Raw genomic sequence first — 20,958 nt, 5'->3', positions numbered from 1 at the left:
ATGTTCATATTCAGGATACACCGAAACTCGTTAAACTATCTTCTGGAAAAAGAAAGGCTGCGAAATCGTCGGTTTCAGAAATCGAAGCTCCAACTGGTTCCTGGATCGTCATAGCGGTTTAGTAAGGATGGTTTTACTTATAACCTGTGAGTAACTGGAGCAGGCCAAAGCGAAAAACGAAAGAAAGGGAAGCGTCCCAAAAACAATGATCCGGGCTGAAGCGAAAAATAGACACAAATCATGAAAGTCCCCATTGATGCAAAGACTTTTAGGTCAAACTCATTTCTCTTCTTCACTCAATTGCTTGACAAAGTCGAGATGTTTATATCCCCAGCTGCACATATCGGTCAACACCGGCGCCAACGTTTTTCCGTGCCCAGTTAAGCTATATTCGACCTTCGGAGGGATTTCCTGATAAACTTGCCGTTTGACGAGACCATCATGTTCGAGCTCCCGAAGCTGGTTGGTCAGCATCCCCTGTGTAACTCCAGGGAGCATCCGTCTTAGTTCTCCGAAGCGTTTGGTGCCTTCATGAAGTAATACGAACAGGATCAGCGGCTTCCATTTTCCTCCTATGGCCGCCAAAGTTATGATGATACCTTCCGTCGTCTTCATTTCCCGTACTTTTGACTTCATCTTTGTCAACTCCCGATTCGGTATTCGTGATATCAGTTACGTTACCATATCATTCTGATTCGCGGTAGTACTCTTATTTTACATACATAGTACGGTTTACCGGACTACCATAAACAAGTTCTTTCACCGCAATAGTACGGTTTAAAGGTCTATGTACGAAAAAAAAGCGTACTTTGCAATGCCAAAAATATTCGTAATAATTGGGGCGAAGAAAGGTTCAAGAAAAACAACAAACGGTAGAGGAAGATGTTTATGAAAATAATGGTAATTGCAGCACATCCAAATTTGAGGGAGTCCAAATGGAACAAGGCACTAATGAACGAATTGAAAAATCATCCTGATATCTTTATTCGTGATCTGTATCAGGAGTATCAAAATTGGAGTATCGATGTTGAAAAAGAACAGCAATTATTACTTGAATATGACCGGATCGTTCTTCAGTTCCCATTTTATTGGTTCAGCTGTCCGCCTCTTTTGAAAAAATGGTTTGATGATGTCCTGACATACGGCTGGGCGCACGGCCCCGGAGGCGAAAACTTGAAAGGCAAAGAATTCATGATTGCTACGACAACAGGCGGAGCGGAAGAAGAATATCGCGTTGGGGGCCGCAATATGTTCACTGTAGAAGAGTATTTACGGCCGATTGAGGGTACTATTATCCGATGTCATGGCACGTTTCTTCCGGCTTTTACATCCCACAATCCTCATGACAATATCCTCAAAAACGAAGCGAAGCGATATGCAAAGCATGTTTTATCTCCTAAGGAAGGATGAAGCTTGCCAATTATGAGGGTAAACGGAAAAAGAAATAAGAACAACTGAAAAGACTGTCGAGATTTTCTCGACAGCCTAACGGCTCTCTTAAAATTAGATTTTCAATCGGACTGCAAAAGCTTGAGCAAAAACAGCTCAAGCAGGAGCTGCTTGTCTTTTTTGCCTGTCTTCATTTCATAATCCATAACGGCGAGATGCTCGATGATGCTTTTCAGCTCTTCTTCAGAAAACAGCCTCGCCTGGTCGATCGCGAGCTTCACCCTGAACGGGTGAACTTTGAGGTTTGAGGCGATTTGCTTTTGCCCGTACCCCTGCTGCGAAAAGTATTTCGTCTGCATCAAAAGCCTGAACTGGTTTGCGATCAGCGCCATCATTTTGATCGGTTCTTCATTTTGCTTTAACAGATCATAGAAAATCTGCAGCGCTTCTGTACGCTTCCGGTTCACAACCTTGTTGATCAATTCAAAAATATTCTGCTCGAGACCTCTGGCAACGAGCTTTTTGACGTCCTCAAGCGTGATCGAATCCCGATCACCAATATATGTACTAAGCTTTTTCACCTCTTGGGCAATGGCCGACAGGCTGGCATTACACAGGATGACAAGCTCCTCCGCCGCTTCTCGTTCTATGAGCTTCCCCTCTGATTTTGCAAGCCCAGTGATAAAATCAGCCGTTTCCCGGCCGTTCAGTTCTTTTGCTTCAACCATATGGGCGTGTTTTTTCAAGAGCTTGGTCAGCTTTTTCCTCTCATCAAGCTTTTCATAAGGAGCGAGCAGCACAAAAACGGAATAAGGCGCCGGCTGCGCAATATAATCCTCCAGGCTCCCGAGGTTATGCTCCATTTTATCTTTCTTTTTTTCAGCTGTTAAAAAAGACGGGTTTTTCGCAACAACAAGACGCTTCTCCCCCATAAACGGAAAAGTTTCAGCATCTTCAACAGCAAGGTCCAATGCCTCTTCTTCCAGATCAAATACGGAAAGGTTGAAATCCTTCGTCTCTTCGTCAACAACGGCTTGTCTGATCCTTTGAACCGTCTCCTGCAGAAGATACGTCTCTTTCCCGTATAAACAATAAACAGGATGAATATCGCCTTTTTTTAAGCTTTTCCAAATATCAAATACCGTCATCTGCACTTTCCCCTCTTTCATCCTTCCTTTCTATCCTAAAGCGTGTTTTGCAATTAGTAAAGAGAGAAGCGGAGTCACCCGCTCTCTCATTTATAATAAACGCCTTCCATAAACCCCCGGGTCAGTTTATAGAAGACGATGTTCATAAATTTTAGAAAACGGTTGCATGAAGCTCCTAGATTTTTGCAAAGAATTGAATTATACTGGATATCAATAGGAGGGGTAAATTGTGAATGAATTTGAAAAAGACGTGCAAAGCAAACGTAACGATCTTGTAGATTCAGGTGTCGGTTTTATCGTGTCTTTTGGCTTTTTCGCTACAATGTTTATTATCGCTACTGTTATACATCTGGCCGCTTAATCAAGCCAAGTCATGGACACCGCTTTACTCTCCGTCAGGCAAGCGGCTTTTTGACGGCTGCTGTTTTTCAGCAGTCTTTTTTTCTTGCGAGGAATGTACTTTATCATATGGGGGATGAAGTAAAAACGTTCCGTTTCCGCCTCGAAATAGGTACTGAATCGAACCGTGCTGATCCGTTCTGAATACTTTCACATGGTGGCGGTTTAAGATATCCAGCACTTCCCCGTGGGGATGGCCGTAGCGGTTGTGCTCTCCCGCCGAAATGATGGCTGCTTTCGGCTCAATTTGCTTAATCAGATCTTCCCCCGTAGAACCTTTGCTTCCATGGTGACCGACTTTCAGAATATCCGCTTTAAGATTCGGATACACTTTCATCATCTCATTTTCACCTTCCTTCTCCAAATCGCCCGTTAACAGCCACGAAAATTCGCCAGCTTTCAGCCACAACACGAGGGAACCGTTGTTTTTGCTGTTTTTGTCCGCCTCTTTCGGTGAAAGAACATAAAATTCAAGATTGCCAATATGAAGGATGTCACCTCTTTTGGCTACATGCACCTTGACGCCTTCTTTCAAGGCAAGGCGAAGCAGCTTTTCATCAGACGGTTCGGCTGCGAAGCCTTTCGGCACGATCAATTGCTTGACTTTATGTTTTTGGATCAGCACTTGAGCTTCACCAATATGATCCTGATCAGCATGAGTCAAAATTAAAGCATCGAGCTTCTTGACTCCTTTGGATGCCAGAAATGGCATTAATACGCTCTCTCCCAGGGAAAAATCCTTTTTCCGCTTTCTCCACTGCTCTTTCCGGAAGGATACGGTTCCTCCCGTATCAATGAAGACGGTGCCATTCTGACCGGGAGCGCTGACATACATGCTGTCACCTTGGCCGATATCAAGCATTGTGACCTCTCCTTCTCCTGCAAATTGAGGAAGACATACGTGAATAGCAAACACAGCGGCAAGGAAGCCGGACGAAATCATGACCGCACGAAACGACATCTCTTTTTCAAGAAACAGCAAAAACAGAAAAATAGCTGAGAAGTAGAAAAACAACAAAATATCCGGCGGTTTAACCGCAGAAAAAACGAAAATATCCACGGCAGACACCGATTTAACAGCCTGATGGCTCCACACAAGCAGATGGTCCAGCACACAGGCTGCCGCCTCCCCGAGAGGACGAAAACATATGAAAGCCAACAGACTTCCGAAAGACAGCGGCATGATGATAAAAATATAGAGAGGTATGAAAAGCAGATTCATCACTGTGCTGAGAAATGAAAACTCTTGAAAATGAATGAGCAGGATCGGAAGGGAAGCGAGCTGAGCCAAAAATGACCCCAATAGCAGTTGAGAGATTCGGCTTTTCGGCTTGATCAATATTTCTTTTGAAAGAATGAAAACGAAGGATACGGCAAAAGAAAGCTGAAATCCGGCTTGAAATAGCAGATAAGGATGATACAACAGCAGTCCGAGGCAGGCGATGCTGATCACATCGGCGCTTTTGAAGTTCTTATTGGACAGTGATGCCAGCAGATAGATTTCAGACATGAGAACCGCCCTCACTACCGACGGGGCGCCTCCGGTCAAAACTGCCGCAACGGGCAGCCCGAAAACGAGCAGCCATTTGGCGCATTCTCTCGTCAAACCGAAGCGAATAAATACGTGGAACAGAGCGGCCGACAACAGACCGACATGAAGCCCGGAAATCGCTAAAAGGTGAATGATCCCGAGACGCTGATAGCCGTCCAGCACATCTTGTTCAATGAGAAACCGGTCCCCGAAAGTAAGCGCTCTTACAATACCGGCAGCCGGATTAGCCATATTTTCTTCTGTAAAATCAAGGCCCGCTTTTCGGATGTTCAATAGAAATGGCATAAGACCGCCGCCCGGCTTGCAGTTTTCAATGGACTGAACCGCAAATATCCAGTGAATCCCTTTTTGATACAAGGATTCTTTTTGATCAAAAGTTCCAGGAACCGTCTCTTTTTTCGGCGCTCTTAATTCACCTTGCATGACACAGAGGCTTCCCGGCTGAAGAGCGGAGAGCGCCCGTTTTTCTTGCGGAGACCGGATCGTATAGCCCGCTTTCAAAGCTTCCCCCTTATCTGTTTCGGCTGTGAATGAAAGCCGGTCTCCGTCTATTATGGGGATATCCCGAACAGAAGCAAACGTGTGAAATTTGCCTTCATGATAAATCGTTGTATTGAAATGGTCAATCATGTTAAAAGAGGTGAAATATAAAATACAAATCGCTGCACATATGATGAAAAGGAGTATTTGTTTCTTGAAGAAACAGAGGATAAAGAACAGAAAAAAACCGACGGCGAGGAAGAGATAAAGAGAAGAGTGAGCGGAGGCGATTCCGGCTGCCGCTGAAATCGCTCCGCACGGGAAGATGCGATGTCTGTCCATTGGATTACACGTAGCTTGTAAACAGTTTGTTAGCCTCTGCGTGTATTTTCCTGATTTCCTCTTCCTCAAGGCCTTTATCAGCCAGCTGTTTGATCAGATCTGCCACAAACGATAACTTTTCCTGGTTTTTCAAGTCGATAATCATCTCATCGAGCTCTACCTGCTCCACTTTAACAGAAGCCTGATCGAAAAGTTCAACCGCGTAAGGATGGTTTTTGTAATCTTTCGCATAGTATATCGTTTTAATACCTGCCTGAATGATCGATTTACAGCATTGAATGCACGGAAAATGCGTGACATATATTTCAGCGCCTTCGGTCGGAACGCCGAATTTTGCACACTGAAGTATCGCGTTCATCTCGGCGTGAATCGTTCTGATGCAATGCCCGTCCACCATATAGCAGCCTTCATCCACACAGTGAACACCTCCGGCGATCGATCCGTTGTAGCCTCCTGCGATAATTCGTTTATCCCTGACAATCGTCGCTCCTACAGCAAGCCTTGTACACGTGCTGCGAAGCGCCAGCAAATGGCTTTGCGCCATAAAATATTGATCCCAAGAAATCCGTTCCACTTGTTTTCCCTCCAAAAATACGATGTCGACTTCCCTAAGTTTACATATGTTTATCCGCAAACGTCAATTTACTTTACCGTGATGGAAGATTTTATTCTTTCAAAAGACTTCTCTCCAATTCCCGAAACGTTTGTTATGTCTTCAATCGTCTGAAACATTCCGTTCTCCTCGCGGTATTCGATTACCGCTTCCGCTTTTGAAGGACCGATCCCGGGAATCGTTTGAAGCTCCGCAGAGGAAGCCGTATTGATATTGACGATATCACCTGAGCTGCCGTCTGCTCTTGAGTCCGCTTCCGAAAGAGAGCCAGCGGCCTCTTCCCCTTCAAATGGAATGTAAAGAACCATACCGTCCCGCAAAACGGCTGCCAGATTAATTTGCTTTTGGTCCGCTTTTTTCTCGGTGCCGCCTGCTTTTTTCAATGCATCGTGCACCCTGTCTCCCTCCTTCATTTGATAGACGCCCGGATTTTTCACAGCGCCTTTCAAATCGATGATAACCTCCTCTTCCCCCGCGTTTTTTTCCCGCTTCACTTCCTCTTTCTTGTCAAAAGTCTGTGCAGAAGCCTCTTCAGGAATGGAGAAGCCGGATGAAGTTTCACGCTTTCCGCTTAACAGCATGAAGGCAGCGCTGATGATCAAGACGAGTGCCACACCTCCCGCCGCATGCCATTTATATTGTTTTAGCCAATCTGTCAAACTGCTCACCTGCTTTCATACATATTTTGACTGAAGCCTTCATATCGTTTAAAAGATACAGGTTCAAAGGAGGGGAGAACGATTGAATATCGGCTTTATCGGGACAGGAAATATGGGGACCATTTTAATTGAGGCGTTGATTGAATCTAGAGCGGTCATTCCCTCATCTTTAACAATTACTAACCGAACGATCGACAAAGCGTTAAACATAAAAAAACGATTCCCAGACATTCAGGTTGCAGAACGGCCGGAAGAAGTGATCACGGAAAGTGATGCCGTGTTTATCTGTGTAAAGCCGCTGGATATTTATCCTTTGCTAAAGCGGCTCTCACCCGTCTTCACCCGCGATCAGATTGTGGTCACCATTACGAGTCCGGTGCAGGTCGAACAGCTGGAAGCCATCGTCTCCTGCCAGGCGGCAAGGGTGATCCCGAGCATTACGAACAGAGCGTTGTCTGGCGTGTCATTATTGACTTTCGGAGAAAGCTGCACAGCTGAGGCAAAAGAAAAATTGACGGCTTTAGTGAGCAAGATCTCAATCCCTCTTGAAATCGAAAGCGGGATTACGAGGGTCGCCTCAGACATTGTCAGCTGCGGCCCCGCCTTTGTCAGTTATTTGGTTCAGGAGTTTATTCAGGCCGCTGTAGAAGAAACCTCCGTCTCAAAAGAAGACGCGATTTTAATGACGACAGAAATGCTGGTTGGTTTGGGAAGGCTGCTCGAAACAGGGCATTACACATTGCCCGCCCTGCAGGAAAAGGTGTGCGTTAAAGGCGGTGTAACCGGTGAGGGAATTAAGGCGCTGGAAAGCGGCGTTCAGGATATGTTCCGCCAGATGTTCCGGAACACCCATTTGAAGTATGAAGAAGATATCGCTCTAGTCAAGAAGCAATTTTCCGTTTGATTCATTGTTTCACGAACGCGCTGAGATTTTCAACAAAGGAAAAATACATTATGAAAAACCATCGTTACGATTAAACGATGGTTTTTGTTTTTTTCGCTGTATAAAAATGACGTTCCGACTCTGCGCCAGGCTCCAATTTTGAAAAATCGGCAGTCACGCACTGCACCTCAAATCCGGCTTGCCGCAATAAGCTGATATACTTTTCCGTCTGGAAAGTCCGCTGTTCATGCGATTCATCAAACCTTTCGTATACGCCTCCGCTTTCTACGAAGAAGGTCAAATCGTGAACAGCTGAATGAGGCTCATCCCCCGCATAGCTTTGCCAAATGACGCTGACTTCTTCATCCTGATCGGCATACGTACTTCCCGGAAAAATGACATCCATTTTGTAAATGGAATGAACATCAAACAGAAGAAGCCCGCCTTCTTTTAATAGAGAAAAAACGTTTTTAAAAGTATTGAAAACGTCTTTTTCGCTCTTTAGATAATTCAGCGAGTCACAGCAGATCACAACCGCGTCAAACTCTTGCCCATGCCCGGCAAGCTCGCGCATATCCTGCTGAAAGAACTGAATATCGAGCTGCCGAACGGCTGCTTTGTACTGAGCCTGTGCAAGCATATCTTCGCTAATATCGATTCCTGTGACATCGTAGCCTTTTTCAGCCAAGCGGACCGATATTTCACCCGTTCCGCACGCCAGATCAAGTATCCGTATACGTTCTTTCTGCTGTGCACCGATCGTTTTTTCAATCCAGCTGACCCACTCATCGTAAGGAGCGTGAGACATCAGCTTGTCATAAATACCGGAAAATCCTTTATAAATCATTCATTAACTCCGAATGAAAGGTCTTCAGTCGGCGCGTCTCCCCACAGCTTTTCAAGGTTGTAATAGCCTCGTTCCTCTTTGTGGAAAACGTGGACAACGACATCGCCCAAATCGATCAAAACCCATCTGGCTTCGTCAAAGCCCTCCATTTTCTTCACATTGATTCCATTTTCTTCAGCTTGATCCTTAATTTCCCGGGCAATGGCCTGAACCTGTTTGTCAGAATTCCCGTGGCAAATCAGAAAATAATCAGCCACAAGGGAAATCCCCTGCATATTCAAGGCGATCATATCTTCCGCCCGTTTATCATCGCAGGCCTCTGCGGCAATTTTTAAAATTGAAGCTTGATCCATTCAGTAATTCCTCCTAGTGTCTATCGTTTACTAAAGCATTATATGTGGCGACCGTTTCCGGATAAACGGCCTGATTTTTTGAAATTAAAAATGTCATCGTATTTTTCAACGCCTCGATAAGCGCCAAATCCAAATCTTCTTCAGCGAGAGTCCGAACCTCTTCAACCCCTGGAAAACGGCGGCCCGGCTCGATATAATCCGCTACATAAATCACTTTCTCAAGAAGCGTCATATTCGGCCTCCCAGATGTATGGAATCGAATGGCTGACAGGATGTCTTCATCCGTAATTCCAACCTCTGTTTTGACAAGCGCGGCTCCTGCCGGCGCATGCCAAAGTTCATGATGAAAATCGAGCACTTCAAGCGGCCCGCCCCCGTTGAGGATGATTTGTTTCATTTCCTCTTTCGGGCGAAATTTGGCATAGTCATGAAATATCGCGGCGATTTCGGCTTTTTTCACATCTGCGCCAAACCGTTCGGCAAGTTTGACAGCCGTCTCCATTACGCCGACCGTATGGATGTAGCGCTGTTCTGTCAGCTGTTCTTGCACGCAGGCTAAGGCTTCCTCACGTTTCATATAGATGATTCTCCTTCACATAGACCTTCACTTCGTCAGGGATTAAATAATCTGTCGGCTGCTGATTTTTAATGCGGTCCCTAAGTAAAGATGATGATACTTCAAAAATAGGCACATCGACAAAAACGAGCGGATACGGCGTCTCAATTTGAAAGCCGGGCCGTTTCACCCCGACAAATTGAATCATGTTGACAAGCTTGTCAATGTTTGACCATTTCGGGAGGTATTCCACCATATCCGCGCCGATAATAAAGTAAAACTTATCGTTTGGATATCGGTCTTTCAGCAGGCGAACGGTATCAAATGTATAAGAAGGGCCTTCCCTTTCGAGTTCGATCGTCTCCAATTTAAATTGCTCTTTCCCCGATATGGCGAGCTTCAGCATTTCCGCCCTGTGCATACTTAGCGAAAACGAGTTTTTTTGTTTATGCGGCGGAATTTGGTTGGGCATGAACCAAATTTCATCAAGATCCAGTTTATACAGGACTTCATTTGCCATTAATAAATGCCCGTTGTGCGGAGGATCAAATGTCCCTCCAAAAATCCCGATTTTCCTCATGATTACCACCTTTAAGCGTTAAGGAAGCTCAATTTTTTTATTTTCTTTCGACTCCTTATACAGCACGATAATGTTTCCGATCGTCTGCACCAGTTCGGCGCGTGCTCCGCCCGCCAGCGCTTCGGCTACTTCCTCTTTAGGCTGCTCGCAGTTTTGCAGCACGCTCACCTTGATTAATTCCCTGGCTTCAAGCGCTTCACTGATTTGTTTGACCATGTTTTCGTTGACTCCGCCTTTACCGACTTGAAAAATCGGTGACAGATGATGCGCTTCCCGGCGCAAATATCGTTTTTGTTTTCCTGTTAGCATGATTTTCCTCCTAGTTGCTGCAACACAATTGATTTCATTTTTTCCATATTCGGCTCATGTCCGGTCCACAGCTCAAAAGCAAGGGCTGCCTGGCCGATGAACATGCCGACTCCGTCCAATGTTTTCAAGCCTTTTGCTTCAGCCTCCTGCAGCAGGGCCGTTTTCAGCGGATTGTAGATAATATCGCATACAAGGCACGTTTCTTTCGCATTCGCCAATGAAAGCGGGGCAGCTTCGATGTTCGGGTGCATCCCGACCGACGTCGTTTGAATCACGATATCATATGCTGACAAGTCTGCTTCTGCTTCCTGCAACGACAAAGCACGTGCCTCTCCTTCAAAACGCTTAGTGAATGCTAGTGCCTTTTCAGGTGTACGATTCGCCACGTCCAGCTGCTTCGGCATCTCAGCTGCCAGAGTGGTAAATATCGCCCTCGCCGCACCGCCTGCCCCAATCAACAGTATCGAGAGCTCAGAAAGCGGACGATCAAGGGATGGCTTCAGCGATTTAAGAAATCCTGCTCCATCTGTATTATATCCGACCAGCCCTTCTTTTTCTCTTCTGACAGTGTTGACCGCCCCGAGAGCTTCGGCGCTTTCATCAATGCGGTCGAGATGCTTCATGATCGATACTTTATGGGGGACCGTCACATTAAACCCTTGAATACCAAGGGCCCGCATACCTTTCACAGCATCTTCAAGATCTTCGTTTTCCACGCGAAAAGCGTGATAATGTCCTTCTAAAGAAAGATCCTCCAAAGCCGCATTATGGATGTCCGGAGACATGGAATGAGCCACCGGATTGCCAATCAGTCCGTACATCGGTTTCATAACTCTCTCCCCTTAGCACTTATATTAGAGATCTGCGTAAAAACACGTGAACGCCTTTAGGCGCGTGGGCAACAATTTTTTGGTTCGCCTCTTGGACAGTTACCCAGCCGAGGCCCGAGAACACAACGTCCGTTTTCGGCTCTTTAATCGTAAACGTATGTTTAACAAGCTCCGGAAACGAGTCAAGATCTTCTTTTGCAGGGGGAGCAAGCATTTCCCCAGCGTGTTTTTCATACAGCTGATCCGCGTTTTCAAGCTTTGTTCTGTGGATGTTGAGTTCATTCGGCATATAGCATACAAACGAAGATCTGCCTCCGCTTGCATAATCAAACCGCGACAATGCGCCGAAAAACAGCGTCTGTTCTTCGTTCAGCTGAAAGGTGCGGGGCTTTAGCTCCTTCTTCGGCGTTAATATTTTCAGATCGCGTTTCGCGACATAGTGCGCCATTTGATGATGGTTGATGATTCCCGGCGTATCATACATCGCCGATCCGTCATCCAGAGGAATTTCAATCGCGTCAAGCGTTGTCCCCGGATATTGAGATGTCGTAATGATGTCGCCCTCTCCGGAAACCTCTTTAATAATCCGATTGATAAACGTTGATTTTCCTACGTTCGTACACCCGACGACATATACGTCTTTGCCCTGTCTGTAATGTTCGATCGCGTCGATCGCATCTTTCATCCCCTGCCCGCGCCCGGCGCTGACGAGCAGCACATCAACAGGCCTTAAGCCCAGCTCTTTCGCTTCGCGCTTCATCCAGTTTACAAGGCGCTCGCGCTTGACTGATTTAGGGAGAATGTCTGCTTTGTTTCCTATTAATAAGATCGGATTGCCTCCGACAAAGCGGTTTAAGCCGTTGATCCAGCTTCCGTTGAAATCAAAGATGTCGACGATTTTCACGATAAGCGAATCCGTTTCCCCGATGCCGTGCAGGATTTTCAAAAAGTCATCGTCCGTCAGTGAAACATCCTGAATTTCGTTATAATTTTTCAATCTGAAGCAGCGCTGGCAGATGACATTATCTTTTAACAGCGATGCTTCAGGCGCGTAGCCCAGTTTATTTTTATCTTCGGTTTGAATGGCGACTCCGCATCCGATACAAACTACCTTTTCCATTCTTTAATCCTCCCACTGAATATGGCCTTTCCGTTTTAAAGCGCTGAGAATTCTGCGTTCCACCTGGCGGTTGAAACGCGTAAAAAAGCCGTCGGAAGCAGCCACAGGCACGACAAGAATGGTATGGAACCCATTGCGGTTCCCTCCCAGCACATCTGTCATGAGCTGATCTCCTATGACAACGACGTCTTCTTTTTTAAGACCCATATTTTTGACGGCTTTTCTGAAAGCTCTGCCCATCGGCTTTTTCGCTTTGTAAATAAACGGGATATTAAGCGGTTCAGAAAATATTTTAACGCGTTTTTCATTATTATTTGAGACAATTGTCACTTTAATGCCGTGCTCTTTCATCTCTTCAAACCACTCGATGAGACGCGGTGTCGCACTAGGCCTGTCCCATTCTACAAGCGTGTTGTCCAAATCCGTAATAATCCCTTTTACATTGCGCTCTTTTAGTTTTTCAGGGGTAATATGAAAAATATTTTTTACAAATTCATCCGGCAAAAAGAACTTTTTTAACACAAAGCCGCACCCTTTCCTTTCAATTACTGCTTCTTTTTTCAATGTGTCGAAACAAATCTAAAAGTGTCTTAAAAAATCGGCTGTCCGAAAAGTTTTCGACATATAATAGGATTCTTCAACAGGTGTGGATAAAATTACACACAGTATCCACTCATATTTCATCGACCTTTTATTAAATTATAAACATGATACCCACAAGTTATCCACTTTTTGGTGTGGATAACAGAACGATTGTTCTCGCCCAATATTCATGATAGATTATAGGTACTTCAAACAAAGATCATATAACTTAACATTTTATGCTTATTCCAAACAGGTTATTCCAATTTTTATGAGGAGGTGGCTTCCCCATTAAATGGGTACCGAGTATGAAAAAGCTGTCTGATGAACTTTTAATAGAATCATACATTAAAGCAAATGAGATGAATTTGAACCGCGAATTCATCGAGCTGATTGAAACCGAAATCAAAAGAAGGTCGCTCGGTCATCTGCTTTCCGTCTCTTCATAGCTCAAGCACTCCCGAGCGCTCTTGCCGCTTTTTTTCACTTAGGTTGATATTATATCACTTGAATAATACGCTTACTACTGTTTTTCATGAAAAAACACCTCTCTAAAAGAGGTGCTATTTGAAGAATCCGTGAGGACTAAGCCAGTAGAACCCGCCGATGACGAGCAGGACGACTAAAAGGACGACAACGAACGCATATCCGTATGCGGCGCCTGCATATCCGGGATAAGCCGGGTACGAACACGGACCAGCGGGAAAAGGATATCCCATCGCATCATTCCTCCTTTAGACTGTTATAGTAACAGCCTATGAAGAAAAAGGAGAAATGGCTAGGCCTTTTACTTAAATCAAGAAGTTTTTATAACTTTACTTTCATTAATTCCTTCAAAAATAATTCGCGCGCCTTTTGGGGTTAAGTGATTTCCCGATGGGTCGATAAACCCCGAATGGATCAGCTTCTCATCTGTAGCTCCGCCTGCTTTTTTCACGATGTTTTTCCAGTTGTCGATCAGCGGAACATCAAGTTCACGCGCCGTTTCCCTTGTGACATCATTATAGGAATCGTGCCATTTGCGCGCTCCTCCATATTTTTCAAACGAAGCAGCCCGGTATCTTGCATAATAAAAGATGTTGTCCCCGCTTCCTTCGACGATCGGCAGGCACGTCATTAATATCGGCTCTATTCCGCGGCGGCGGCTTTCTTTAACAAAATAATAGAGGTTTTCTTTAAACCTTTTTTTGGATACGCGCGGCAGCCCTTTCGCAAGAATTGCTGCATCATTTGTTCCGAACATGATAAAAAGATATGCCGGCTGCTCATCCAGCACATCCTTCCTGAACCGAAGCCTGGCGTCTTCTGTCGTTTCTCCGCCTATTCCCGCATTATTTATTTTGTACTGCCCTTGAAGGGAAGTCTGAAGTAAATTGACCCATTTTTCCGCTTTTGGATAATCGCGAAATTGCCAATTTGAGCCGCGTGTATTGCTGTCTCCAAATGCTACGACTTTTCTGGGATCGTCCTCTCCGCAGCCTGCAAGCAGAAGCAGAAAGATGAGGACCATCACCAAGCTTTTTTTCATTCGTTCCACCTCCAAAAGCCAATACTACGATCATATAGGAGAGAAGCTGCACTTTCAATGGGAGAAATCTCTGCCATCCTGCAAGCGTTTAGTCCTTACTATGCATTTAACCTGTCCCCCCTGTTTAAAAACATTCGTATTGGTTCACGGTTTTCCGACAAACAATGAATATGTTTTGACAGGTCGAAAGCCTAATTTTTCAGCGAGGCGAATCGATGCAACGTTTTGCCGGTCGCAATCCCAGCGCGGTTTCAAGCGGTTCTCTATTGCATACGCGATAAAGGCGCCGGCACAGCGGGCTGCAAACCCACGTCCCCTGTAATCCGGGTGTGTTACGATATCAACTTCGGCAAAGCGTTCCGAACAAAAAATGGTGACACATTCACTGGCGATCACACCTTCATGCGACACTTTAAATCCGAAACCGTTCTTCAAAAAACGGCCTGGCCCTCCCCAATACTCAATCGCGTATTTTTCCGTGAAATTCGCGCTTTTTCGAAAGTCATCTTCAGAAAATCTTTCAACACCGGCAAATGCGGCACTGCGAACATATTCCTCTTTTCCAAGGAAAAATGACACGCGCTCCATTTGCTGCAGAGGATCGCCAAGCCCCCCGATTAAAAAGGCGTCCCACTCCTCAGAAGCCGAAAACACGGTAAAGCGCGCTCCGTTCCTCTGTTCATTCAAATAATGAAGCCATTCGCTCCTTCCGCTGTCGGGGATATCTCCAGCGACATAATAAATCCCGGCAGCTGTTCGAAAAAGAACAGTGGCCGGTGTGAAGAAATCATCGACATAAACGTTTCCTTCGATAATTCCTTCGGCTATCGCATGCGCGAATGTCGGACTTTCGTCTGTTAACAAAACCTTTGCTTTTCGTTTTTCACTCGATTTCAGTTCAATCATCATGACTCCCCCTCGAACTTGAGACCGATCGTCAAGCCCCGCTGGCTGATTCGGTGCCGTATTCAATATTGCGGTCAAAGATAAAAACAGACACCGCAATATCCTCCTGAATTTTGATGTCTGTAAAAAGGTGCTCGAGCTTCGCTCCGATGAGCTGCTCCATTCCTTCCGGCACGTGATTGGAGTAGTGTTTCTGAATCAGGGTCGTCCTTGCGGCATGGACCATTTCCCTTCCCTCCGACGTGCTTGCGATAAATTGCTCGCTCGCCGTCAAATTGCCGTAAAGCGTCGAAACTGCCATATTGTCGACAAAGACCGTGTGAATCCGTTCAGGCCCCTTGCCAAACAGCTCTTTTCGAAGCTTGCGGATCATATCGTTGAATTCGTGGATTTTTTTAGACATCATGCATACCCCTTCCGTTTAAACCTTCCATCTGTCTCGATGTCCCCTTAGACATTTCACTTGGTTAAAATTTTCCTATTCTATTGAATTATAATCAATATCACTTTATAATAAAAGCCGGGCTGATGGATTTGTAATACCGTCGTGTTATGAATCTATCGAATTCTGACAATATAGGATTGGTCTGTTAGTAAGCTTTGCTAGTAAACTATTCCGCCATGTATGTTTATACCGCTTTCCACGCCAGGATTCGGTATATATGTACATGGCTTTTTTGATTTTGAAAAGATGATGGAGGGGAATAAAGATGGACGGAAAGCCAATCAGTGTCCGGATAGACGGCAAAGAAATTAAAGCAGCGGCCGGGGCAACCGTTTTAGACATATTGAACAAAAACGGGTTTGAACACCCTCAAATATGCCATGTTCCAGAGACGGATCCTATTCAAACGTGTGATACCTGTATTGTGGAAGCAGACGGAAAATTAAAGCGGGCATGCTCCCTGCGGGCAGAAGACGGAATGACGGTCAGCCTGTCTGGAGAACGGGTCAAAGCAGCACAAAAAGAAGCAATGGACCGCCTGCTCGAAAACCATTTGCTTTATTGTACGGTATGCGACAACAACAACGGCAACTGTACGCTACATAATACGGCAGAAATGATGGGAATCGAAGAGCAGAAATACCCTTACACGCCAAAAGAAGACCCGTCTTGCGCAGTCGATATGTCGCATCCCTTTTACCGCTATGATCCGAATCAGTGCATCGCATGCGGACAATGTGTTGAAGTGTGCCAAAACCTGCAGGTCAATGAGACGCTCTCAATTGACTGGGAGCGTGACCGTCCGCGGGTGATCTGGGATGAAGGCGTTTCAATCAACGAGTCATCATGTGTCAGCTGCGGGCAGTGTGTCACGGTTTGTCCGTGCAATGCGTTAATGGAAAAATCGATGCTTGGAAAAGCCGGGTTCATGACAGGCATCAAACCGGATGTCATGGAGCCGATGATCGACCTTGTCAAAGATGTAGAGCCGGGATACAGCAGCATCTTTGCCGTTTCAGAAGTCGAGGCGGCGATGCGTTCACAGCGGATCAAAAAGACAAAGACCGTCTGTACATTTTGCGGTGTCGGCTGTTCATATGAAGTATGGACAAAAGGCCGTGACATCTTAAAAATTCAGCCGGTGTCAGAAGCTCCCGTCAACGCCATTTCGACGTGTGTGAAAGGGAAATTCGGATGGGATTTCGTAAATGCGGAAGAGCGTTTGACCAAACCGCTGATCCGCAAAAATGACGAATTTGTCGAATCAACTTGGGAAGAAGCGCTTGACTACGTCGCCCGCAGATTAGGCTCAATTCGGGAGCAGAGCGGAAAAGACGCCGTCGGGTTTATTTCGTCTTCAAAAATTACGAATGAAGAAAACTACTTGATGCAAAAGCTGGCGCGGCAAGTATTTGGCACGAACAATGTCGACAACTGCTCGCGGTACTGCCAGTCTCCGGCAACGGACGGATTGTTCCGCACAGTCGGCATGGGCGGCGATGCTGGCACCATTCAAGACATCGCGAAAGCAGGCCTCGTCATCATCGTCGGCGCCAACCCGGCCGAAGGCCACCCGGTACTGGCAACCCGTGTGAAGCGCGCCCATAAGCTTCACGGACAAAAGCTGATCGTCGCTGACCTTCGCAAAAACGAAATGGCCGAACGCTCGGATCTGTTTATCAGACCGCGGCAAGGAACTGATCAAGTATGGCTGATGGCCGTGACCAAGTATATGATTGACCAAGGCTGGCACGATCAAGCGTTTATCAATGAAAACGTCAATTTCTTTGAAGAATATAAGCAATCGCTTGAGACATACACCCTTGAATATGCAGAAAAAATCACAGGCATCAATCAACAGACGCTGATCCAAATCGCTGAGATGATCCGCGACGCCGACGGTACGTGCATCCTCTGGGGAATGGGAGTCACCCAAAACACAGGCGGTTCCGACACGTCCGCCGCGATTTCAAACCTGCTTTTAGCTACCGGTAATTACCGCCGCCCGGGCGCTGGGGCGTACCCGCTCCGCGGCCATAACAATGTCCAGGGCGCATGCGACATGGGGACGCTCCCCGGCTGGCTTCCGGGATATCAGCACATTACAGATGACAAAGCGCGGAAAAAGTTCGAAAAAGCTTACGGCACAACAATCAACGAGAAACCCGGACTTGACAACATCGAAATGCTTCACGCCGTTGAAGAAGGCAAAATGAAAGCCATGTATATCGTCGGAGAAGATATGGCTTTAGTCGATTCAAACGCAAACCGGGTCCATGACATTTTATCAAGCCTTGATTTCCTTGTGGTTCAGGATATGTTCCTTTCGAAAACAGCCCAATACGCCGACGTTGTTCTCCCTGCGTCAGCTTCGCTTGAAAAAGAAGGAACTTTTACAAACACGGAAAGACGCGTCCAGCGATTGTATCAGGCCCTTTCGCCGCTCGAAGACGCAAAGCCGGACTGGGTCATCATTCAAGACATCGCAAACCGGCTTGGAGCTGACTGGCATTACAGCCACCCGGGAGATATTTTTTCAGAAATGGCAAGCCTGTCACCGCTGTTCGCAAAGGCCGATTATGACGCAATTGAAGGATGGAACAGCTTCCTGTGGGGCAGCCTGACCGGAGAAAGCACGCCTCTTTTATATGAAGACGGCTTTAACTTCCCTGACCGGAAAGCGCGCTTTGCCCTCGCAGACTGGACAGAGCCGGCCGAATTCCCTGAAGAATACGACCTTCACATTAACAACGGCCGAATGCTGGAGCATTTTCACGAAGGAAATATGACGAACAAATCGGCAGGCATCCAGGCGAAAGTGCCGGACGTCTTTGTTGAAGTCTCGCCTGAGCTTGCCAAAGACAGGGGCATCTGCGACGGATCGCAGGTCAGACTGATCTCGCCGTTTGGCGCCGTAAAATTAACCGCGCTTGTGACAGACCGGGTTAGAGCGAACGAGTTGTATTTGCCGATGAACTCGACAGATAAAGAATCTGCGATCAATTTCTTGACCGGCCCCGCAGTAGATGCGCGTACCAATACACCTGCTTACAAGCAGACAAAGGTGCGTATGGAAGTGCTCGGCGGATGCGCAGAACCGCCGCTTCCGAAAACAAATCCGCGCAATAAGAAACGCCATCCGCAAAACGGAGCTGAAGTCGAGCGGAAATGGAAGCGACCGGGATACGTTCATTTAACAGACTAAATCAAAAGGAGGTCATCACACATGGCAGCTCCCATCACCGCCATCCGCAAAGAAGACAAATCTGAGGAGCAAATGAAGCTTGAAAAATTAGAAGAACTCAAAACCCTTTTGGCTGAACAGGAAGCCGCCGTTTCAAAAACGATGAAGCTTCTCGGCGAACTGAACGGCCTCGGGGTCCTTGATGCCGCAGACAGCATGATCGGCGCAAAGGAAGATATCGCCAAAATCGTCCTCGGCCAGCTGTCTAAAGAGCCGGCCAAAAACCTGATGAATACAGCCATTGCGGCAGGCGGCGCTCTCTCCAAAGCCGAACCGGAAGTCATGGGGAAACTGCTAGAAAGCATCGTCGCCGGCACAAAACAAGGAGAAGACTTTTTAAAAAGCGATAAAAAAACCGGGGTCCTCGATCTGCTGAAAGCCATGAACGACCCTGACATCAACCGAGCCGTCGGCTTCGGCCTGCAATTTTTAAAAGGCATGGGAAAAGCATTGAAAGACTGACAAATAAGAAAACCGGCTCACCACTTTGAGCCGGTTTTTCCTATTGGCGATAGAAGCACCGTCGCTTTCTACCGCCTCATTTGCTGTGTGTTTCATCTTTTTTATTCAGCGATTCTTTTAAAATATTAAAAACTGCCACCGCAATAACGACAGTCATTAACCCTGTCGTCAGCAGATTTGGGAAGGTTTCCTGAACCCCGATCATGACCACGCTCAGCACAATCAACGAAAGTATGAACAGACGTTTGTTTTTCATCTGCCGCACCGGACTAACTGATTGATAGCGTTTACCCTATGGTGAACCGTCCGGCACCCTCACCTCCTTGCCTTTATTATCCCGCTATTGTTAACTTTTGTAAACGATTAAAAAATGGAAGCGGTTGCGAAAACAAGCGGCTGCATGCCGAACAGAACGCCGGAATATTTGGCAGTCCGGCAATTTTGCCGCGTACAGACACAGACATCCCCCCTCCCACATACATTTACATATAGGCTTCTGCCTACATACATTATGTGGAGGTGCCGATAATGACAGGTGTTTTTGCAGCGCTCGGTTATGTCATCAAGGAACTCGTTTTTTTAGTATCATATGTGAAAAACAATGCCTTTCCACAGCCGCTGTCAAGCAGTGACGAAAAAAAGTACTTGGAGCTGATGGCCCAGGGGGATGAACACGCGAGAAACATGCTGATCGAGCATAACCTCCGGCTGGTCGCCCACATCGTCAAAAAATTCGAAAACACAGGCGAAGATGCAGAAGACCTGATTTCCATCGGAACGATCGGGCTGATCAAAGCGATCGAAAGCTATTCAGCCGGAAAAGGAACAAAGCTCGCCACTTATGCGGCACGGTGTATAGAAAACGAGATTCTCATGCATTTGCGCGCATTGAAAAAAACGAAAAAAGACGTCTCCCTCCATGACCCGATCGGCCAGGACAAAGAAGGCAACGAAATCAGCCTCATCGATGTCCTCAAATCGGAAAACGAAGACGTCATTGACACCATCCAGCTCAACATGGAGCTTGAAAAAGTCAAAAAATACATCGACATTCTGGACGGACGGGAAAAGGAAGTCATCGTCGGCAGATTTGGCCTTGATTTGAAGAAAGAAAAAACGCAGCGCGAAATCGCGAAGGAGCTTGGGATTTCGCGGAGCTATGTGTCGCGGATTGAGAAGCGCGCGCTGATGAAGATGTTTCATGAGTTTTATCGGGCGGAGAAGGAGAAGCGAAAAAAAGCGAAGGGGAAATAACGCTGTAGAAGCCGGCCAAAATTCCGGCTTCTATTTCTTTCACTAGGTCCTCAAAAAGGTAGAAATTTATGAAAATTATATTCCCCCAGTATTACAAGCGCTCCATTTTTTAAGTCCTCACCAAAATATATCGTCCTCTATGAGGTTTTCTTATCTCTGGATTTTTTTTCATTAATTGATCCATAAATACCGTCATATTAGAGATTTGTCTCCCCGTTTTCTTTTCAATCTTTTTTGTAGATTGATACTTCTAATCGGCTTTTCCTGCTGCTTTAATATATATAATGCTGCTTCATGCAAGGCCTCTGATTCAACTCTGCCCGGTCGCCTTTTTTCTCACCTGCCTTATTGATTGGGTGTTCGATGCGTTTAATATTACATTTTTTGGTTGCATTTCTTTACATCATTTGCTGTTAGTTCAACGACCTCAAATAAAGATGGATTCTTCTTCCCTTTACTCAGGTTCTCTTAAACGTG

Annotated in this window: 26 protein-coding genes; 7 read left to right on the top strand and 19 right to left on the bottom strand. The window is 46.1% G+C overall.

Features of this window, described 5'->3' with window-relative positions; all coding sequences use genetic code 11:
* Positions 1–279: 279 nt before the first annotated feature.
* Positions 280–636 carry a winged helix-turn-helix transcriptional regulator gene (locus M1D90_RS08100; protein ID WP_023855250.1) on the bottom strand — a complete coding sequence of 119 codons (357 nt, stop codon included), beginning with the start codon at positions 634–636 and terminating at the stop codon, positions 280–282.
* A 252-nt stretch (positions 637–888) separates the two neighbouring features.
* On the opposite strand from M1D90_RS08100, the gene M1D90_RS08095 reads away from it, so the two are divergent.
* Positions 889–1,410, top strand: a complete 522-nt coding sequence (locus tag M1D90_RS08095; protein WP_025811130.1) for an NAD(P)H-dependent oxidoreductase — start codon at positions 889–891, stop codon at positions 1,408–1,410.
* Between the two features lie 101 nt (positions 1,411–1,511).
* Here the strand turns inward: M1D90_RS08095 and holA are convergent, their stop codons facing one another.
* Entirely contained in the window at positions 1,512–2,537 is a 1,026-nt protein-coding gene (gene holA, locus M1D90_RS08090) for a DNA polymerase III subunit delta (protein ID WP_095291015.1), read from the bottom strand.
* A gap of 229 nt (positions 2,538–2,766) precedes the next feature.
* On the opposite strand from holA, the gene M1D90_RS08085 reads away from it, so the two are divergent.
* Positions 2,767–2,898: a YqzM family protein gene (locus M1D90_RS08085; RefSeq protein ID WP_003183686.1), complete on the top strand. Its 132-nt coding sequence runs from the start codon at positions 2,767–2,769 to the stop codon at positions 2,896–2,898.
* Between the two features lie 24 nt (positions 2,899–2,922).
* Here M1D90_RS08085 and M1D90_RS08080 read toward each other — a convergent pair whose 3' ends face one another.
* The 3 genes from M1D90_RS08080 to M1D90_RS08070 form a co-directional block, all read right to left on the bottom strand.
* Complete coding sequence (locus tag M1D90_RS08080) at positions 2,923–5,310, bottom strand: DNA internalization-related competence protein ComEC/Rec2 (RefSeq protein WP_026579271.1); 2,388 nt, start codon at positions 5,308–5,310, stop codon at positions 2,923–2,925.
* 4 nt (positions 5,311–5,314) lie between these two features.
* A complete protein-coding gene (locus M1D90_RS08075; RefSeq protein WP_026579270.1) occupies positions 5,315–5,884 on the bottom strand; it encodes a ComE operon protein 2 in 570 nt (189 codons plus the stop codon).
* 68 nt (positions 5,885–5,952) lie between these two features.
* Positions 5,953–6,582, bottom strand: coding sequence for a helix-hairpin-helix domain-containing protein (locus tag M1D90_RS08070; protein WP_026579269.1), 630 nt, complete (start codon positions 6,580–6,582; stop codon positions 5,953–5,955).
* An 82-nt stretch (positions 6,583–6,664) separates the two neighbouring features.
* Here M1D90_RS08070 and comER point away from each other — a divergent pair, with 82 nt between their 5' ends.
* On the top strand, positions 6,665–7,486 hold the full coding sequence (gene comER / locus M1D90_RS08065) for a late competence protein ComER (protein WP_025811127.1): 822 nt from the start codon (positions 6,665–6,667) through the stop codon (positions 7,484–7,486).
* Positions 7,487–7,556: 70 nt separating this feature from the next.
* Here comER and M1D90_RS08060 read toward each other — a convergent pair whose 3' ends face one another.
* From M1D90_RS08060 to M1D90_RS08025, 8 genes are read right to left on the bottom strand one after another with little or no spacing between them, the layout of a single operon-like run.
* On the bottom strand, positions 7,557–8,312 hold the full coding sequence (locus M1D90_RS08060) for a class I SAM-dependent DNA methyltransferase (protein WP_023855255.1): 756 nt from the start codon (positions 8,310–8,312) through the stop codon (positions 7,557–7,559).
* Positions 8,309–8,665, bottom strand: coding sequence for a ribosome silencing factor (gene rsfS / locus M1D90_RS08055; protein WP_023855256.1), 357 nt, complete (start codon positions 8,663–8,665; stop codon positions 8,309–8,311). The genes M1D90_RS08060 and rsfS overlap by 4 nt, the downstream gene beginning before the upstream one ends.
* 13 nt (positions 8,666–8,678) lie before the next feature.
* Positions 8,679–9,242, bottom strand: coding sequence for a bis(5'-nucleosyl)-tetraphosphatase (symmetrical) YqeK (gene yqeK, locus M1D90_RS08050; RefSeq protein ID WP_025811126.1), 564 nt, complete (start codon positions 9,240–9,242; stop codon positions 8,679–8,681).
* Entirely contained in the window at positions 9,232–9,801 is a 570-nt protein-coding gene (locus M1D90_RS08045) for a nicotinate-nucleotide adenylyltransferase (RefSeq protein WP_025811125.1), read from the bottom strand. Before M1D90_RS08045 ends, yqeK begins: the two co-directional genes overlap by 11 nt.
* A gap of 18 nt (positions 9,802–9,819) precedes the next feature.
* A complete protein-coding gene (gene yhbY / locus M1D90_RS08040) occupies positions 9,820–10,110 on the bottom strand; it encodes a ribosome assembly RNA-binding protein YhbY (RefSeq protein ID WP_003183704.1) in 291 nt (96 codons plus the stop codon).
* Positions 10,104–10,940, bottom strand: a complete 837-nt coding sequence (gene aroE / locus M1D90_RS08035) for a shikimate dehydrogenase (protein WP_020452280.1) — start codon at positions 10,938–10,940, stop codon at positions 10,104–10,106. Before aroE ends, yhbY begins: the two co-directional genes overlap by 7 nt.
* A gap of 19 nt (positions 10,941–10,959) precedes the next feature.
* Positions 10,960–12,060: a ribosome biogenesis GTPase YqeH gene (yqeH, locus tag M1D90_RS08030; RefSeq protein WP_020452281.1), complete on the bottom strand. Its 1,101-nt coding sequence runs from the start codon at positions 12,058–12,060 to the stop codon at positions 10,960–10,962.
* A 3-nt stretch (positions 12,061–12,063) separates the two neighbouring features.
* Entirely contained in the window at positions 12,064–12,582 is a 519-nt protein-coding gene (locus M1D90_RS08025) for a YqeG family HAD IIIA-type phosphatase (RefSeq protein WP_020452282.1), read from the bottom strand.
* Positions 12,583–12,950: 368 nt separating this feature from the next.
* On the opposite strand from M1D90_RS08025, the gene sda reads away from it, so the two are divergent.
* Positions 12,951–13,091 (top strand): sporulation histidine kinase inhibitor Sda, encoded by a 141-nt coding sequence (gene sda, locus M1D90_RS08020; RefSeq protein WP_003183713.1) that lies wholly within the window; start codon positions 12,951–12,953, stop codon positions 13,089–13,091.
* 114 nt (positions 13,092–13,205) lie between these two features.
* On the opposite strand, the gene M1D90_RS08015 is transcribed toward sda, so the two are convergent.
* The 4 genes from M1D90_RS08015 to M1D90_RS08000 form a co-directional block, all read right to left on the bottom strand.
* Positions 13,206–13,361, bottom strand: a complete 156-nt coding sequence (locus M1D90_RS08015) for a hypothetical protein (RefSeq protein WP_023855260.1) — start codon at positions 13,359–13,361, stop codon at positions 13,206–13,208.
* Between the two features lie 77 nt (positions 13,362–13,438).
* Positions 13,439–14,170 carry an SGNH/GDSL hydrolase family protein gene (locus M1D90_RS08010; RefSeq protein ID WP_020452283.1) on the bottom strand — a complete coding sequence of 244 codons (732 nt, stop codon included), beginning with the start codon at positions 14,168–14,170 and terminating at the stop codon, positions 13,439–13,441.
* Positions 14,171–14,314: 144 nt separating this feature from the next.
* Positions 14,315–15,076 (bottom strand): GNAT family N-acetyltransferase, encoded by a 762-nt coding sequence (locus M1D90_RS08005; RefSeq protein ID WP_128822587.1) that lies wholly within the window; start codon positions 15,074–15,076, stop codon positions 14,315–14,317.
* Positions 15,077–15,107: 31 nt separating this feature from the next.
* Entirely contained in the window at positions 15,108–15,479 is a 372-nt protein-coding gene (locus M1D90_RS08000) for a DUF2294 domain-containing protein (RefSeq protein ID WP_025811122.1), read from the bottom strand.
* 307 nt (positions 15,480–15,786) lie between these two features.
* Here M1D90_RS08000 and fdhF point away from each other — a divergent pair, with 307 nt between their 5' ends.
* Positions 15,787–18,726 (top strand): formate dehydrogenase subunit alpha, encoded by a 2,940-nt coding sequence (fdhF, locus tag M1D90_RS07995; RefSeq protein WP_456283329.1) that lies wholly within the window; start codon positions 15,787–15,789, stop codon positions 18,724–18,726.
* Positions 18,727–18,747: 21 nt separating this feature from the next.
* Positions 18,748–19,227, top strand: coding sequence for a DUF1641 domain-containing protein (locus M1D90_RS07990; protein ID WP_023855264.1), 480 nt, complete (start codon positions 18,748–18,750; stop codon positions 19,225–19,227).
* 76 nt (positions 19,228–19,303) lie between these two features.
* On the opposite strand, the gene M1D90_RS07985 is transcribed toward M1D90_RS07990, so the two are convergent.
* Positions 19,304–19,483: a hypothetical protein gene (locus M1D90_RS07985; RefSeq protein ID WP_023855265.1), complete on the bottom strand. Its 180-nt coding sequence runs from the start codon at positions 19,481–19,483 to the stop codon at positions 19,304–19,306.
* Positions 19,484–19,755: 272 nt separating this feature from the next.
* On the opposite strand from M1D90_RS07985, the gene sigK reads away from it, so the two are divergent.
* The gene (gene sigK, locus M1D90_RS07980; protein WP_003183729.1) at positions 19,756–20,481 is read left to right on the top strand and encodes an RNA polymerase sporulation sigma factor SigK; all 726 of its coding nucleotides are present in this window, start codon (positions 19,756–19,758) and stop codon (positions 20,479–20,481) included.
* A gap of 109 nt (positions 20,482–20,590) precedes the next feature.
* Here sigK and M1D90_RS07975 read toward each other — a convergent pair whose 3' ends face one another.
* A complete protein-coding gene (locus M1D90_RS07975; protein ID WP_429673934.1) occupies positions 20,591–20,665 on the bottom strand; it encodes a hypothetical protein in 75 nt (24 codons plus the stop codon).
* Between the last annotated feature and the right edge of the window lie 293 nt (positions 20,666–20,958).

The organism is Bacillus sp. JZ34 (genome assembly GCF_053903205.1).
The sequence above is the reverse complement of the archived record's forward strand: the minus strand, read 5'-3'. Positions and strand labels throughout refer to the sequence as shown.